The following is a 16,277-nucleotide window of genomic DNA, read 5'->3' on the forward strand; positions in this document are numbered from 1 at the left end:
TTTATTCCATGTTTTCTTTTATTATATTATAAATACATTTGTTGTTTCTTATTGCAAAATCAGCTAGTATTTTTCGATTTATCTTGATCTTATATTTCTTCATTACAAAAATTAACTTACTATACTTCATACCAGAACTTCTAGCCGCCGCATTTATGCGCATAATCCATAAACTTCTAAATTGCCGTTTACGTTGACGCCTATCTCTATAAGCATATTGTTTTGCTTTTATTACTGCTTGTTTAGCAACTCTGTATACTCTAGACCTTGCTCCATAATATCCTTTAGCCTGCTTAATAATTTTTTTATGATGTTTGTTTGCAACAACACCACGCTTTACACGAGCCATTATTTTTTTTCTCCAATCTTTTACTTAAACTGGTAACATACTTTTTATTCTTTTTATATTACACACTTTTACCATGCATATTTTACGTAGTTTTCGTTTCCGTTTTGATGACTTTTTTGTTAATATATGATTACGAAAAGAATGACGATATTTTATTTTGTTATAACATTTACGGAACCGTTTAGAGGCTCCACTATTATTTTTTAATTTATACATATTTAAACCTAATTGTGTTTTTTTGGTGTAATCATCATTGTCATTTGTTTACCTTCCATTTTTTGTTTAGATTCTACCATTATTAAATCTTTTAAATCGATTAAAATACGTTCCATTAATTTTTTTCCTAATTCTTTATGTGCGATTTCTCGTCCTCTAAAACGTATTGTAACTTTACTACGATCTCCTTCCTCTATAAACCGCATTAAACTTTTTATTTTTACTTTATAATCACTTTCAGACGTGACCGGTCTAAATTTTATTTCTTTAACATTATTTTTTTTTTGTGCAGATCTTTGTTTTTTTTTTTCAAATACAAATTTTCCATAATCCATAATTTTACATACTATGTAATCAGAACTCTTATAAATTTGCACTAAATCTAAACCTGATTCTTCTGCTTTGTTTCTAGCTTCATTTATAGATACTATACCTAATTGTTCACCTTCTTTACCAATCAAACGTACTTTAGTAGCACTTATATTTCTATTTATAGGGGCTTCTTTTAATCGATTAGTTTTATTTATTTTACGTCTCCGTAGATTATATTTAATTTTTATATTTAAATTATAACAAAGTTTGTTATAAAAGATATATTAACTTATATTATAAATAGTACAATTTAATTTGTTATGAAAAACATACCTAATTTAGATAAAAACTTTATACATAGAGCTTGGGCATTAATTAAGCCTTATTGGTGTTCTGATGAACGTTGGATTGCTTTGAGCTTACTTTCAATTTTAAGTGTTATTGGCAGTATATGGTTTAATAGTTTGAATAATGATTTAAATCATGCACTTCAAAAATTTGAAAAACAAAGAGTTTTGGCATTTAAACATGCAATTTGTTTTTATTGCTTCATTTATGCTTCTTTTATCTATTTATAGGTATTATTTTACTAACTTATTAACATTAAGATGGAGAATATGGTTAACGAAGCTTAACTTAAATTTATGGATATCATCTAAGACGGTTTATAAGTTAGACCTAAATAATAATACTGATAAACGTATTACTGAAGATATTGATAGATAAACTAGTGCTACTTTAAAATTATTAATTAGTTTACTTACCTCATGAATTACACTTCTTAGTTTTATAAGTATTTTATGTTACGTATCAGGGATAATAAACATTGTAATTAATATACAGGCACGTGCATATTTTGTATGGATTGCAATATTATATTCTGTTATAAGTCAGTTTTTTTTTCAGTTTATTGGACAAAAAATAAGAAAAATTAATATTATACAACCTTTATTAGAAGCAAATATGCGTTATGAAATGACTAGAATAAGAGAAAACAGTTAAAGTATTAATTTATTAAAAAATAATATTAGGGATATGAAACAAAAAAAGATCAAAATTTTTAAATAATTGTTTTTAAATAATTCGTAAACAAAAACGCTTAATATGTTAAAAGTCTGGCTTAAATCAACTTTCAATAATATTTCATATGCTAACTGCTGCTCAAGTTTATTTTAAATATAGTAATAACATTGGAACATTCATTCAAATATCAAATGCTTTTAGTCAAGTACAAGGAGCTTTAATTTTGTTTACTAATAGTTAGTTTGAACTTACGAAATGGAAAACCGTAATTGATAGATTGACTTGATTTATAATTGAAATTAATAATATAAGAAATACTTCAAATATTCACCGTAAACTTATATTATCTGAAAATACAGATGTTTATATAAAAACCGCTAAAATTAAATTACCTAAAGGAAAAAAAAAATATATATTTCTAATTTTGTTATAAGAAAAGGAGAACATACATTAATAACAGCACATTTAGGTGTTGGAACAAGTATTTTTTTTATACTTTATCTGGTGTTGTTGGTTGTTGGTTGTTGGTGTTTTGTGGCAGTGAATTATTAATATGCCAACTTCTACTTTATTTTTAATAGAAAAACCGTATTTAGCTATTGATTCTTTAAGACAAGTTATAGCATATCCAAATAAGGTAAAATATTCTTCTCAAAAAAACATGGAATTAATATTTAAATTATGTAAAATGGATACATTAATCAATGAACTTGATTGTGTTTGTAATTGGGCACAAATATTTTCTGGAAGAGAGCAACAAATAATTTATTTTGCAAGAGCTTTAATTAGTAAACCAAAATTGAAATTTTTTGATAGAGCCAGTTCATTTTTAGATATAGAAATTGAACAATATCTTTATGATGTATTAATCAATTATTTACCTACTACTACTTTAGTTATTTTTTCTCACAAACGTAGTGATTATAAATTTCATGTAAGGATTGTAGATTTAAGAACTTTAAACCAATATGCGCGCTAGTAATTTATTGATTTTAACATCAAAAGAAATACCATCAAAAGCTGAATTTATTAGTCATAAATTAATGCTACGTTCAGGTATGATTAGAAGTTTAGCTTCTGGAATTTATACTTGGTTACCTATTGGCATAAGAGTTTTAAAAAATTTTAAGAAGCTAGTACGCAAGGAAATGGACTTTATTTGTGCTAATGAAGTACTTATGTCGTCTATACAACCTATAGAGTTATGGAAAGAATCTAACAGGTATAAACAATATGGCCCTGAACTATTAAGATTTAAAGATCGTAAGAAACGAGAATTCTGTTTATGTCCAACTAATGAAGAAGTTATTACTGATTTAATACGTCGTGAAATTCTTTCTTATAAGCACTTACCTTTAATATTATATCAAATTACAACTAAATTTCGTGATGAACTTAGACCTCGTTTTGGTTTAATTAGGGCGCGTGAATTCATTATGAAAGATGCTTATTCATTCCATATTAATAATTCATGTTTAGATAATACATATAACATTATGTATGATGCTTATAATCGGATTTTAAACAGTTGTTGTGTTGATTATCGGTCAGTCATTGCAGAAAATGGTACAATAGGTGGTTTTTGTTCTCATGAATTTCATATTTTAGCATCGTCAGGAGAAGATAAATTAGTTCTTTCTAATAACTCTAAATATGCTGCAAATAATGTAATAGCTGAAGCTTTATCAAGAAATAAAAAAAATTATATTACTAAATCATCCTTAACCATAATTGATTTAAAACGGTTTAACAAGTTTTATATAAAAACTAAAGTAAAAATGTTAATTGTAAGTTGTAAAAGAAATAAGTTACTAGCTTTATTACTAGTTAATAATCATAAACTTAATAACATTAAATTTGAGAAACATTTTGAACTATCTAAACCTTTAAAGCTATTAACAAATGAAGACATATTAAATGTAATAGGAGAGCACATAAACTTTTTAGGACCTATTGGTTTAAATTTACCTATTGTTGTTGATAAATGTGTATCTCTTATCTGTGATTTTACTGCAGGTGCTAATCAAAATAATAAAGTATATGTAGGAATAAATTGGAATAATGATTTACCTTTACCAAATATTGTTGACCTTAGACATGTTTTGGCTGGAGAATATTCCCCAGATTGCGTTGGAAAGTTATTAATAAAACGAAGTATCGAAGTTGGCCATATTTTTAAATTAGGTACAAAATATTCTAATGTAATGAATGCAAAATTTATGAGTTCAATAGGTATAAACAAACCGTTCGTTATGGGATGTTATGGAATTGGTTTAACAAGAATAATCGCTGCTACAATTGAAAATAATAATGATAAATATGGTATTGTTTGGCCAGAAAAATTAGCGCCTTTTGAAATCGTTTTAATTCCAATTAATTCACATAAAACTAAAGAAGTAATTGATCTTTCAGAAAAACTTTATACATGTTTAATTAAAGCTCAGTTTGATGTATTATTAGATGATAGAGATATTAGATTAGGCCATAAACTTACAGAATGGGAACTTATTGGAATACCTCATCGTATTTTTATAAGTGAACGTAATAAACCTAAAATAGAATATAATAATCGTAAAAATAAAAAATCGATTTTTATAAATCCAGATGATTTAATACACTTTTTAACTTCAAAAAACATTTTTAATTTCTTTTAACTTTCAACGACTTTTTTTTTTTATGTTTATATTTAAACTCGCTAATTTATACTTTTTTACTTACCTGTTCCTTCTTTTCTGTTCTTTCTTTTTTTTTATACATCTACTAATAACAACCTGACTATATTGCACTTATATAACATATTTCTATGTATAATTTTGTTTTTTATGATTTTAATAACTTATTAAGAAATGTTTTAAATCTATTTTGTTATGCTATATTTCTTATACTATAAAATTAGATGTTGTATTATATTAGATCTTCTTTTATATATTTTGGTGGTTAGTAGTTATTGTTTTATGCCTTATGTTTATGCTTTATATTAAATTATCTGCCTTATGTTAGTTATTGTTTTATGTTCTGTGCGGTTATGTTTAAAACTTTTTTATGCTTTTGGTACTTTTTTGCTGTGTGTTATTTTTATTTGTGTTTTATTTGTAATATTTCTTTTTTTTTACTCTTTTAATTTGTTGTATTTAGTGTCCTGTTTTATTTTGTGTGTTTTAAATGTTTTATGATTTTTGTGCATTTTTTCTAGTTACTTTTATTTTTATTTGTAATTTTTTTGTTAACTTTTTTACTATTAGTTTTTATGTTTTTAACTAAATTCTGTTTTTGTTATGCTTTTTAAACTTAAATTTTGTTATAGTATAGTTGTTTTGGATGATGTTAATGTACTTTATATATATTTATTTTGTTGTGTATTGTTTTGTATTTATTTTCTTTGTGATATCTTTTGTTTTGTAGTTTTAAATTAATATTAAATTTTTAGCTATTGTGATATACTTTTTATCAACTTTTTATGTGAATTATATATGATGTATTTTTCATTTGTTTTTAGTGTTGTATTATACTCAATATTTAGGTTTAACATGGATTATGTGTTATGTGATTATTTGTTGAGTATTGTTATTTGTTAATATAGTAAATAAATTACAGCTGTTTTGTGTTATAAGTATTGTGTAAAATAGATATTATGTTATTGGGTAAATGTAAGCGTAATTTGTGTAAATAGTGTTGTGTGGATATGTGTAATTTGTTTAGTAAAGTGTTAAAGGAGTTGTGATTAGAGTTTGTTGTTAGGGGTAGTATATCTTGTATTATATCTATTGTATGTTGTAGGATAAATGGTTAGAGAAAGTGGTAAATTAGTAGGTTTGTGTAAGCAGTTTGTGTTGGAGCTTAAAAAGAATAAAAATGTTTGTTAATAATGTTTGATATAAAAAAAAAGCAAAAGGCATAAATAAAATTACGATTTAATCAAATAGTTTAATGCAGAAATATAACCATAAACACCCAGGCCAGATATAATTGCATTAGCTCGTTTAGAAATAAAAGAAGTATGACGAAAAACTTCACGATTATAAATGTTAGAAATATGAACTTCTATTATTAAACCATTAAAAAGCGTTAATGCATCTAATATAGGAATACTAGTATGAGAATATGCCCCTGCATTTATAATAATAGAATTACAATTAATATAGTAAGCTCTGTGAACAATGTCGATTATATACCCCTCATGATTAGATTGATAACATTCTAAGTTTACGTTAAATCTTTTTGCTTTTTTTATCATAAATCTTTCTATATCTTGTAATGTATTATATCCGTATATATTAGTTTGTCTTTTTCCTAAATAATTTAAGTTAGGTCCGTTTATTAAAAATATTTTCATAACTTTTTTATACCTTATACTTTTTTATGTTTATAATAACGTAAACCTTTGCTTGTATCATATTGATTTTCCCATTTTGAAACAATCAGAACAGCCAAAGCATTACCAACAACATTTAAAACAGTTCTAGCCATATCTAATATTCGATCTACACCTGCTATAAAAGCTATGCCTTCTATTGGGATGCCTATACTTCCCAATGTAGCTAATAAAACTACAAACGATACCCCTGGTATTCCAGCGATGCCTTTAGATGTTATCATTAATGTTAAAATTAATGTAAGTTGTGTAAATAAAGTTAGCTTAATTCCATAAAGCTGTGCTATAAACAACGCAGCAATACTTTGATACAACGTTGAACCATCCAAGTTAAATGAATATCCAGTAGGAATAACAAAGTTACAAATAGTTTTTGGTGCACCATAATTTTCCATTTTAGCCATTAAATTCAACAATACTGATTCAGAACTTGACGTAGTAAAGGCTAACAATATTTCATCTTTAAGAATGTGTAACAAGATAAGTATATTAAATCCAAAAAACCAAGCAATACTGCCCAAAATTATAAATATAAAAAATATTATTGTAAAATATACTAAAACAACTAACTTTATTAATGGTATTAAAGATAAAACGCCAAAATTTGCAACAGTATTAGATATTAAAGAAAAAACACCAATAGGTGAAAACCGCATAATAATACTTGTAACATTAAACATAGTCTCAGAAATTGTTTTTATTATATTTATAAATAAATTTTTATTTTTAAAAGGAAGACCTGACAAACCTAAACTAAAAATTACAGAAAAAAATATAATAGATAAAATATTTCCAGTTACAAACGATTGAAATATATTTGAGGGTATTAACTCAACTATAATATTCAAAATATTTGTGTGTTCTTTCTTCTGAATGCTATTTGAAAAATCTTTATATTGTGACAGATCAATATTATTACTTAAACTAGACATATTTATTCCATAGCCCGGTTTAAATATATTCGCTGATATTAAGCCAACCAATATTGCTAATGTTGTAACAAGTTCAAAATACAAAATTGTTTTAAGTCCAATTCTACTTAGATTTTTTGTATTATCAATTCCAGAAATACCAATTATTAATGAAGTAAGAATTATTGGAACTACTATCATTTTAATTAACCTAATAAAAATTTCTCCTAATGGTTGTAAAACGTTTATAAGTACCCAAGATTTAATATAGTTGTTTTGATGTAATATTAAACCTGTAATTATTCCAAAACATAAACCTATTATTATTTTTAATGCCAAATTTTTTGATTGAATTATTTTCATTTTTTTCTAATTCTTTTTTTTTTATATTATGCTTTTAAGAGTATTATACACAAAAACAAATCATATTTTAATAATTCCGCTAATAAAGTTTTTTTTGTATTGTCTTTTAAATAATTATACAGATTGTAGTTAGAATTTAAACTAACTAGGGTCTGATTTGTATTTATTCATTAAGTTGTAAAATTTTATTGTATTTATTACTTTTAATTTATAAGTGTTGATCGTTACTGTGTTTTTTACTTCCTTTTTATAGTTTTATTTTTGTTTTGCTCTATGTTTTTTATTGCTGTTATTTTGTTGTTATTTCTGCTTCTTTTGTTTATCTTTTTATTTGTTATATTTATATTGTTATTGTTATTGTATTTGTAGTTGTAGTTGTAGTATCCGTTTGTTAGTATTTGTTTCATGTTATTATCTTGTTGATGTTATTAGTTAGGTTCTTGGCTTTTTATTAGTTGTTGATATTTTAAAAGTTTTTAGTATTTGTTTAGTTCAATTGATTAAAATATTTGTTGTTTTGTTTAATTGATGTTTATAGTATTTTGTTTATAGGTGTTAGTTAAAGTTAAGATTAAAGTTTATATTAGTTTTTTTTGTTTTAAAACCTGTACAGTTATACAGTATTATAAAGAATTTAAAAGTTTTTATTTTTAGCTGGTAGTTTATTTGTTATTAGTTTGTTATAAGAGGTTTTGTTATTAGTTTGTTTTATATTATTTAAAGATTAAAGATGTTTTGTTATTAGTTTAAAAGTTTTTAGATGTTTAATCTATATGTTATATAGTAAAAAAAATGTAGTTATTTTGTTGTTCTGTTATTAAATTTTAGAAGTTAGTAGTAGTAGTTATGTTGTTAGATATATGTAGTTATTTAAAAACTATTGTTGTTAAATATTAATTTGTATTAAGTTTATGTTATTTATTTATTTTTGTTTGTTTTATTATTCTGTTATTTGTTACTTAGTAGATAGTTGTAGTTATTTGTTTATTTGTAGTTAAAGGTTTAATGAACTATTGGTAGTTAGTTGTGTTTTTTTTTTTTTTTTTAAGACTTTGTTAAACAAAAAGACGCTAATATTTGTATTGTATAGACTAATGTATTTTGTTGTTGTTTGCTGTTGGCTGTTGATTATTTATTTAATATGTGATGTGTAGTTTTTTATTGTTAGGTGGTTAAACTTATTTGTGCTAGTTGTTTATCTGTTGAATATTGATATGCATTTTTTTTTGTTTGTTTTGTAAACTGTTTACTGTTATTCTTGATATGTAATTGGTTTTATCTTTTGTAAGGTCTATTATGTATTTTTATATGTTTTTTAAAAAACAAATAATTTATTGTTTGCTGTTGATTTTAATATATTTATTGTAAGGTTTTAGGTGTAGTGATATGCCTTTGTTTTTTTTTTTAGGTGTTGCTTTTTATGTGATGTTGTAAATTGTGTAATAAGTGAGATACTTTATCATATGCAATAATTTTGTATATTGTTATAATTTGTTAAAAAGATTTGTTGGGAGAGTTGAGATGGAAGATGCTTAGTTAAAAGTTGTAAATTTGAATGTTGTAAGATACTGTGTTAAAAGTTTAATAATATTTTATATAAAGTGTAAGTTGTTTTGTTGTGAGCTGTGAGCGTTTAGTTGTTAATTTTTTAGAGTTTAGAGTTTTGTGTTGTTGTGGTTATTTGTTAGAGTTTTAAATCGTTGATTTTATCTGTTAGTTATTGTTTAGAGATTTTGGGTTTTGAGGTTTCTTTTAAGATTTAAGCGGTTGCTTTTTTGAGTTTTTTTTTGTTAGTTATAGGTTATAATTGTTATTTAAATCTGTTAGTTATTGTTTGTTATAGGTTATTTTTTAGTAATTAGAGTTTGCTTTAAAGTTTAAAGATTAAAGATTTTTGTTTTTTATCTGTTAGAGGTTTTTTTTAGATTTTAGATATTATCTGCTTGCGGTTATAGTTTTAATTTTAGATATTTAGTTATTAGAGGTTATCTGTTGATGTTAGAGGTTATGTTTTGTGGTTAGATTATTAGATATTTTTTGTTTGTATGTTTTTTACTATTTACTTTGTAAATATTTTTGTTATATATTTAACAATATGTTGTATTTTTGAGTTTATATGTAGTATAGTAGTGTGTTGTATAAATAAGAAATAGTTTATTAGAGGTTTGTTTGTTAGATATTAGAAGTTAGAGTTTTTGTTTTTTAGAGGTTAGCTTAAAGAGTTTTGAGTTTTGATGTTTGTTGTTTAGATAAAAGATGTGTTTTTAATTAGATGTTAGATGTGATTTGTTTTTTATTAGATGTTTAATTATTAGAACTTTGTTTCTTGATTCTTGATTTTAGAATTTAGAATTTAGAGGTTAGAGTTGTTAGGTTAGAGGTTTGTTTTTTAGATGTTTATTTAAAGATGTTAGTGGTTATGTTTTGTGGTTAGAGTTTTTTATAGTTGCTTGTTTTTTAGATTTTAGATTTTAGAGCTTAGTTATTAGATGTTGCTTAAATTAGATGTTAGATGAGATTGTTAGATGTGATTTTTAGATGTTATATATTTGAATTGTTTTATTGTTTTATTATTTGAGTTTTTAAGTTAATATCTTAAGCACTTAAGAGTTTAAGATAAGAGTTGAATGTAAGGGTTTAATTTTTTAACATTGTAAAATAAAAAGCAGTCGTTAATACATAACAATATACTCCTCTAATATCAACAACCTACAACCTACAACCTACAACCACAAACCACAAACCATCAAATAAACATCTAACCATCTTATTTAATCATATAACATAACATAACATAACATAATATAACTTATACAAAATCTAATTTACTTTCTTTTGTACAACTTATAACAACAAAAAGCCTTAAACATCTAACATAAAATAAAAGAAACATCTAATAACTAAGCTCTAAACAACAAAAAACAAATTTAAATAAGAAACAAACAACATAAAAACTCAAACTCTAAAACATAAAAACTACAAACTACAAACTCTAAACTCTAAACTCTAAAAAATAAACATCTAATAAACAACATAAAATAGTATAGAGCATACAAAAGTATACCTATAAAAAAAGCAACCTCTAATAAATAATAAACAACCAAGAATAAATAATAAAAGCAAACATTTAACTTCTAAAAAACAAAAACTCTAACATCCAATAAATAAACCTCTTAAAATTAAACCTACAACATCTACTTTAAAACACATCTTTTATCTTAATTTAATAACATATAACAATTACATCTAAATAACTAATAAAAGAAACATCTAATAACTAACATCTAAAATCTAAAAAAACACCTCTAATAACTAACAGCTTTAATCTTTAAATCAACCTAAAACCTCTAACAAACAAATAACAGTTTTAAGCAACAAAACTCTAACAACATAAAAAAAACATCTAACAGATAAAAAATTAAAAACACCAAACATTAAACATTAAAACAACAAATAACCACAAAACATTAAACAAAACTCGATCCTCGAAAAAAAATTAAAACTAACAGCAAAAACTCTAAAAGAAAACTAAATTGTAACAAACAATAACTAACAGATTAAAGCAAACACCAAACAAAGCTCTAAACAAAACAACATCCAACAGATAAAAAAAAATAACAACAAAAACACAAAATCAGAAAACATAACAACAGAACAGCTAATACATAAAAATAACAAAAAATACAAGAATAAAAAAAAAACAATAAAAACTAAAAGAATAATAAAAAGAAGAAAAAGATGAAAAAAAATGAAGTAGAAATAAGTTTCGAGATGTTTCCACAAAAAGAGCATTATAAAACAAAAGTTTTTATAAAAAAAATAAAACAGTTATATAAAAAAAAAGATATAAAATTTTGTTCAATTACATATGGAGCTGGAGGATCAAACAAAAAAAATACGCTTGAGATTATAAAAAATATAAAAAAACAAAAAATAGAATGCGTACCACATTTAGCTTGTATTACAACGAAAGAAAAAGACTTAATAAAAACTTTAAAAAGTTATAAAAAAATAGGGATAAAAAAAATATTAGCACTAAGAGGTGACATCAAAACAAACACAAAAACAAAGTTTATAAATTCACTAGATCTATTAACATTAATAAAGAAAAATTTTTATAAAAACTTTGAAGTGATAGTAACAGCTTATCCAGAAATGCACCCCAACACTATAAGTTTTGAAAAAGAAGTTTGCTTTGTTATAAAAAAATTCATGTTTGGAGCCAATAAAGCAATTACACAATATTTTTATGATCCAGATTCATATTTTTATTTTGTAGAGAAAGTTAGAAAATATGGTGTTGAAAAGCATATAATTCCAGGCATAATGCCTATAAGTAATGTAAACAACTTAATAAATTTTTCAAAAAAATGTGGTGCTAATATTCCAAAATGGATATATAAAAAATTAGAATTTTGTAAAACTGACAATGACATAGAACATATCGGTAACGATATTGTTATTAAATTATGTGAAACATTAATAAAAGGTGGTGCCCCAGGTTTACATTTTTATACACTAAATAAATTAGAACCAACATTAAATATTTTAAATTCATTAATAACATAAATTATTTGCCTAAATAACGTAAAGCTTTTCCATTCATTATTTTTTTTTCTATTTGCTCCAATGAAATACCTTTTGTTTCTGGTATTACAAATATAGTAAAAAAGATAAAAGCTATATTAGCTAATGCTAATAAACTAAAAGTAAGTGGTCCACCAATTTAACTTAGTATAGTTAAAAAGAACGTTCCAAGTAACATATTAGCTAACCAATTGTCAATTGGCTATTGGCTATTGGCTATTGTTGAACAACTTATTCCAAATTATCGTCCATACAATTGTTGTATTTCTGCACATAAAATCCAAATTATAGGGCCAGCTGACATAGCAAAACCAGCAACAAAGATTAATAACGAAAATATAGATAAAAATTGTATAAAGTGTAATGTGCGTGTGTATAAAATTAAACTTAATAATGCAATTCCTATAGCCATAATAGTAAAACAAAAATATAAAATGGGTTTTATACCTACTTTATCTACTAATATAATAGCGACTATTGTTGATAAAACGTTAACTAAACCAACAGTTAAAGTACTTAACAATTGCGGTTTAGTTCCTGTAAAACCATAAAATTCAAAAATTTTAGGAGAAAAGTATATCAAAACGTTCATGCCTGTCAATTGCTGTATAAATTGTAAAAAAATGCCTTTAAGTACAGATCTACGAAAGTTAATATTTTTTTTAAAAGAAATTAAATCCAAAGCTTTTATTTTAAAAATTGATGCTGTTAAAATTTTCGTTAAGTTCATTATTAACTTCAAACTTAGATGCTCTTAAATTGTGTAAAAGTTTTATGGCTTCACGGTTTTTATTTGTAGAAGCTAGCCATCTAGGGCTAGCAGGAATTAATAATATGCAAAAAAATAAAAGTATTGAAGGAACAATTAAGAGTTCTAACATACTTCTCCAATTTTGTAAATAACTTTAAATAAGTTTTGATATTAAAGCCAAAAGTGTTCACATCGTAACCATAAATTGATATAAGGATATTGTCATTCCTCTAATACTTTTTTGAGTTATTTCTGCTAAATATAAAGGAGCAGTAAATGATGCCGAGCCCACAGATTAACCAATTATTATACGAGCGATAATTGATATTTTTGTAGAATTTGCAAATACTGTTAGTACCGCACCTACAACATAATATGTTGAACTAAGTAATAATGATCTTTTTATACCAGTTGTTTGTGATACAATACAATACAATACAATACAAGTATATAATGCGCAAATATAAGCTCCCCAAATCATAGAGCCTACTATACAACCCGCAATGTTAGTAGATAAATTTAATACGTTTGTAAAAAAAGGTAAAGAACCTGAAATAACACCTATATCAATTCAAAAAAAATACATAATAAAAAATATACAACAAAAAAGAAAGAACAAAAGGTACGATTTTAGTAAAGTTGTTTGAAAAATTGGTTTAATGAGAAAAAAAAATGTAAATTAGTAGTGGAAAAGAAATGGTTGTATAAAAAAGTGAAAGTAAGGAGAGAAAGGTTAAGTTCATTGCTGTAATAGTAGAAGAAAAGAAGGTTGACAGTTTAGTTTTTAAAAGGTATAAGTTTTGTTACGGTAGTATGGTAGATATTATAGATTTTGTTTTCTATTTTAGTTTTAGCAATTATGTTGATTTTGTTTTTGTTAATGATTAATAGTTTCTGTTGTGGTTTAGTGGATTGCTCATTATGTCTTTTTGTGGACTTTTTGTTTTGTGGTTTATGTGTGAAAAAGTTTAACATAGAACTAATCTCCATAATCTTTATTATTTTAGATAATTATAATATAATAATATTTATTTTTTTTAGGAGATGATGTTTATGAAAATAATTGTAAAGAATATAACAAGTTTAAGTTTAATCATGTTTGGGGCATTAGGAGATTTAGCATTAAGAAAATTATATAATTCACTATTTATATTATATAAAAAGAATATAATAAATAAAAAAATTAATATTTTATGTTTAGCACGAAAAGTTGAAACATTAAACACATTTAGATATACCATTTATAAAAGATTAATCAAAGCTAACTATATTAACAATAAAAGAGATTTAGTAAAACTTATTAACTTTATAAACTGTTTATATTATTTAAACATAGATTTTACTACTCTAACACATTTTAAATTCATAAAGAACCAGAACCAGAACCAGAACCTAAAAAATAACTTATCAAAATTAGTTTACTTTGCAGTATCTAGCAACATATTTAAAATAATATGTAAATATCTGAATTTAAATAAACAGTTAACAAAAACAGCTAAAATCATATTAGAAAAACCCATCGGCTGTAATTTAAAAAGTTCAATAAATATAAATAATTATATTAACAATATTTATTTTGAAAGATCTATTTTTCGTATAGATCATTATTTAGGAAAAAGACAAGTAAAAAATTTATTGTCTTTAAGATTTTTAAATCCTGTTTTTTATATGTTATGGAAGAAAAAATACATTACACATATTGTTATCAATTTAGCAGAACATTTAGGTATTGAAGACAGGTGGGGATATTTTGATAAAACAGGCCAATTACGAGATATGGTACAAAATCATTTAATACAATTATTATCGATGATAACTATTTGCATACCAAAAACAAAACAAATTAGTGTAAAAAATATATATAAAGAAAAAATTAAAATATTAAAAGATTTAAATAATAGTTTTTTAACGGTTGATATAAAGTATGGGCAATACATTTCAAACAAATTTAAAAACAAAATTTTTAATGGATATCTTGAAGAAAAAAATTCAAATAAAAATTCATCAACGGAAACATTTATTTATATAAAAACAAAAATAAATAATTTTCATTGGTATGGTATTCCTTTTTTTTTAATGTCAGGAAAAAGGTTAAAACAAAAATTATCACAAATAAAAATATATTTAAAAAAAAATAGTTTGAATAATGACTTAAATAATAAATTGATTATTAATTTACAACCCAAAGAAGATATAAATTTAAATAAGTTCAAAATAAAGCAAATGTCTTTAAATAAGAATAACTACTTAGATTCATATGATTTTTTAATTTTAGAGGTTATAAAAGGAAAACAAGATTGGTTTGTTAGCAAAGAAGAAATAGATTATTCATGGAGGTGGATAGATAAAGTTATACATATTTGGAAACAAAAAAATATTCCTATATTTTATTATAAATCTTTTACATGGGGTCCTATTGGTTAAAGTTTGTTATTAAACAAAGCATCAGCTGACCCTAATAAACCTATCCATTTAGATTTAACTAACCAAGTTGAAATTTCTTTATTATAAAAACTCATTCTTCCTTTATTGTCAAAAGAATTACGAAAATCACTATTATCTAAGATTTTTATGATTCTAGGTAATATTCCTCCACATAAATACACTCCTCCTTTAGCTCCTAAAGTTAACGCCATATCACCTGTTACATGACCTAATAGTTTACAAAACATCAAAATAGTTTTATATGCTAAAGGATCGTTTTTTTTTAAAGCTGCTTTTGTAATGGCATCAGGCGTTGTTAAAACATTATAAGAGTGGTTAATATAATAATTAACATGTGCATAATATAAATCTACTATTCCTTGTCCACAAAGTATGCGTTCAATAGAAACACGCTTATAATTATTTTGAAACCAATTTAAAATATATACTTCAAAGTTATCAATTGGCGCAAAACTGATATGACCCCCTTCCCCAGAAAATGGGATCCATGAATTTTTAGTATGAATTAAACCGGCAATTCCTAATCCAGTTCCAGGTCCTATTAAAATTTTATTACTATTATTATTAGTTTTTCCGTATCCAAGTTTATACAAATCTTTTGCTTGAATATGAGTCAACCCTAAGGCTATCGCAGTAAAATCGTTGATTATTTTTAACTTTTGTAAGTTCAGTTTATGTTTTAATTCATATTTTGCTATTGTCCAAGAATTATTTGTCATTTTTATAAAATTAGAGTAAACAGGACAAGCAAACGCTAAACAAGCTTGTTTAGGATAATCACAACCAACTAAAGAAATATATTGTTTTATAACTTCATAAACATTTAGATAATTAATACATTTAAATATTTTTATTTTATATAATTTTAATTGATTTGTTGATACTAAAGCTAAAGCTAAACGAACATTCGTTCCGCCTATATCACCTACTAATGCTAAATGATTCATA

Annotated in this window: 12 protein-coding genes and 2 pseudogenes; 6 read left to right on the forward strand and 8 right to left on the reverse strand. The window is 24.1% G+C overall.

All coding sequences use genetic code 11. From position 1 onward, the window contains the following. Position 1: 1 nt before the first annotated feature. Genes rplT through infC form a run of 3 tightly spaced genes read right to left on the reverse strand, consistent with a single transcriptional unit; the run spans position 2 to position 1,092 of the window. Entirely contained in the window at positions 2-349 is a 348-nt protein-coding gene (gene rplT, locus C530_RS00990) for a 50S ribosomal protein L20 (RefSeq protein WP_014895098.1), read from the reverse strand. A gap of 24 nt (positions 350-373) precedes the next feature. After that, on the reverse strand, positions 374-565 hold the full coding sequence (gene rpmI, locus C530_RS00995; RefSeq protein WP_014895099.1) for a 50S ribosomal protein L35: 192 nt from the start codon (positions 563-565) through the stop codon (positions 374-376). An 8-nt stretch (positions 566-573) separates the two neighbouring features. Continuing rightward, positions 574-1,092: a translation initiation factor IF-3 gene (gene infC / locus C530_RS01000; RefSeq protein WP_236858731.1), complete on the reverse strand. Its 519-nt coding sequence runs from the start codon at positions 1,090-1,092 to the stop codon at positions 574-576. Between the two features lie 105 nt (positions 1,093-1,197). Between infC and C530_RS01005 the strand changes: the two genes are divergently transcribed. From C530_RS01005 to C530_RS01015, 4 genes are all read left to right on the forward strand, one after another. Beyond that, complete coding sequence (locus C530_RS01005) at positions 1,198-1,455, forward strand: hypothetical protein (protein ID WP_014895101.1); 258 nt, start codon at positions 1,198-1,200, stop codon at positions 1,453-1,455. Continuing rightward, on the forward strand, positions 1,433-1,603 hold the full coding sequence (locus tag C530_RS01615; protein WP_323749060.1) for an ABC transporter permease: 171 nt from the start codon (positions 1,433-1,435) through the stop codon (positions 1,601-1,603). Before C530_RS01005 ends, C530_RS01615 begins: the two co-directional genes overlap by 23 nt. Before the next feature lie 850 nt (positions 1,604-2,453). Continuing rightward, positions 2,454-2,879 carry an ABC transporter family protein gene (locus C530_RS01010; protein WP_014895103.1) on the forward strand — a complete coding sequence of 142 codons (426 nt, stop codon included), beginning with the start codon at positions 2,454-2,456 and terminating at the stop codon, positions 2,877-2,879. Continuing rightward, positions 2,869-4,554 carry a proline--tRNA ligase gene (locus tag C530_RS01015; RefSeq protein ID WP_014895104.1) on the forward strand — a complete coding sequence of 562 codons (1,686 nt, stop codon included), beginning with the start codon at positions 2,869-2,871 and terminating at the stop codon, positions 4,552-4,554. Before C530_RS01010 ends, C530_RS01015 begins: the two co-directional genes overlap by 11 nt. A 1,250-nt stretch (positions 4,555-5,804) precedes the next feature. Here the strand turns inward: C530_RS01015 and C530_RS01020 are convergent. Both C530_RS01020 and C530_RS01025 read right to left on the reverse strand, forming a co-directional pair. After that, positions 5,805-6,233 carry a type II 3-dehydroquinate dehydratase gene (locus C530_RS01020; protein WP_014895105.1) on the reverse strand — a complete coding sequence of 143 codons (429 nt, stop codon included), beginning with the start codon at positions 6,231-6,233 and terminating at the stop codon, positions 5,805-5,807. A 14-nt stretch (positions 6,234-6,247) separates the two neighbouring features. Continuing rightward, on the reverse strand, positions 6,248-7,546 hold the full coding sequence (locus C530_RS01025; protein WP_014895106.1) for a cation:dicarboxylate symporter family transporter: 1,299 nt from the start codon (positions 7,544-7,546) through the stop codon (positions 6,248-6,250). A gap of 3,738 nt (positions 7,547-11,284) precedes the next feature. On the opposite strand from C530_RS01025, the gene C530_RS01030 reads away from it, so the two are divergent. Next, the gene (locus C530_RS01030; RefSeq protein ID WP_014895107.1) at positions 11,285-12,115 is read left to right on the forward strand and encodes a methylenetetrahydrofolate reductase; all 831 of its coding nucleotides are present in this window, start codon (positions 11,285-11,287) and stop codon (positions 12,113-12,115) included. A 1-nt stretch (position 12,116) separates the two neighbouring features. Here the strand turns inward: C530_RS01030 and C530_RS01035 are convergent. Then, positions 12,117-12,863, reverse strand: a pseudogene (locus C530_RS01035) (MFS transporter). Further along, a pseudogene (locus tag C530_RS01620) lies at positions 12,826-13,176 on the reverse strand (MFS transporter). Before C530_RS01620 ends, C530_RS01035 begins: the two co-directional pseudogenes overlap by 38 nt. A gap of 761 nt (positions 13,177-13,937) precedes the next feature. Here C530_RS01620 and C530_RS01050 point away from each other — a divergent pair. Continuing rightward, positions 13,938-15,308: a glucose-6-phosphate dehydrogenase gene (locus tag C530_RS01050; RefSeq protein WP_014895108.1), complete on the forward strand. Its 1,371-nt coding sequence runs from the start codon at positions 13,938-13,940 to the stop codon at positions 15,306-15,308. Here the strand turns inward: C530_RS01050 and glk are convergent. Next, positions 15,305-16,276 (reverse strand): glucokinase, encoded by a 972-nt coding sequence (gene glk / locus C530_RS01055; RefSeq protein WP_014895109.1) that lies wholly within the window; start codon positions 16,274-16,276, stop codon positions 15,305-15,307. The genes C530_RS01050 and glk overlap by 4 nt on opposite strands. Position 16,277: the final 1 nt, after the last annotated feature.

The sequence above is a fragment of the Candidatus Portiera aleyrodidarum BT-B-HRs genome, assembly GCF_000300075.1.
Lineage (GTDB): Bacteria > Pseudomonadota > Gammaproteobacteria > Johnevansiales > Johnevansiaceae > Portiera > Portiera aleyrodidarum.

Coding starts and splice junctions, on each gene's coding strand:
- C530_RS01010 (WP_014895103.1), top strand. CDS start 2,454: ATGCCAACTTCTACTTTATTTTTAATAGAAAAACCGTATTTAGCTATT.
- C530_RS01020 (WP_014895105.1), bottom strand. CDS start 6,233: ATGAAAATATTTTTAATAAACGGACCTAACTTAAATTATTTAGGAAAA.
- C530_RS01615 (WP_323749060.1), top strand. CDS start 1,433: ATGCTTCTTTTATCTATTTATAGGTATTATTTTACTAACTTATTAACA.
- C530_RS01025 (WP_014895106.1), bottom strand. CDS start 7,546: ATGAAAATAATTCAATCAAAAAATTTGGCATTAAAAATAATAATAGGT.
- C530_RS01030 (WP_014895107.1), top strand. CDS start 11,285: ATGAAAAAAAATGAAGTAGAAATAAGTTTCGAGATGTTTCCACAAAAA.
- glk (WP_014895109.1), bottom strand. CDS start 16,276: ATGAATCATTTAGCATTAGTAGGTGATATAGGCGGAACGAATGTTCGT.
- C530_RS01015 (WP_014895104.1), top strand. CDS start 2,869: ATGCGCGCTAGTAATTTATTGATTTTAACATCAAAAGAAATACCATCA.
- C530_RS01050 (WP_014895108.1), top strand. CDS start 13,938: ATGAAAATAATTGTAAAGAATATAACAAGTTTAAGTTTAATCATGTTT.
- C530_RS01005 (WP_014895101.1), top strand. CDS start 1,198: ATGAAAAACATACCTAATTTAGATAAAAACTTTATACATAGAGCTTGG.
- rplT (WP_014895098.1), bottom strand. CDS start 349: ATGGCTCGTGTAAAGCGTGGTGTTGTTGCAAACAAACATCATAAAAAA.
- rpmI (WP_014895099.1), bottom strand. CDS start 565: ATGTATAAATTAAAAAATAATAGTGGAGCCTCTAAACGGTTCCGTAAA.